General features: G+C 66.5%; 1 protein-coding gene. It reads right to left on the bottom strand.

Features of this window, described 5'->3' with window-relative positions:
* Positions 1-59: 59 nt before the first annotated feature.
* Positions 60-313 (bottom strand): TipAS antibiotic-recognition domain-containing protein (locus PZH32_RS12400; RefSeq protein ID WP_275208552.1); only part of this gene is annotated, 254 nt, incomplete at its 5' end.

The following is a 313-nucleotide window of genomic DNA, read 5'->3' as shown; positions in this document are numbered from 1 at the left end:
TGAAGATGCGACAGAGAGCTCCGAGAAGAACCCAGCGCCCCCTGGCGCTGCCCTCGTCGCTAGCGCACGTTGGCATGGATGATGTCGCGCAGGAACTGCGTGGCGCCTTTGCCGCAGGCATCGTCGTAGTAGTCAATGAAGCGCGGATCAGCCAGGTAGCCGTCGGCCAGGGCACGGTGCGCCTCGGGCGTGTAGGCGCCTTCGCCCCAGTGAACGCGAATCCACTGGGCGTGCCTCTCGGCGCACATGCGGGCCTCCGGCGACGCGGGATCGCCCGTCGCCATAGCTGCTACCAGGACTTCGTTGATGCGCT

The organism is Adlercreutzia equolifaciens, assembly GCF_029076695.1.
Taxonomy (GTDB): Bacteria; Actinomycetota; Coriobacteriia; order Coriobacteriales; family Eggerthellaceae; genus Adlercreutzia; species Adlercreutzia equolifaciens_A.
The sequence above is the reverse complement of the archived record's forward strand: the minus strand, read 5'-3'. Positions and strand labels throughout refer to the sequence as shown.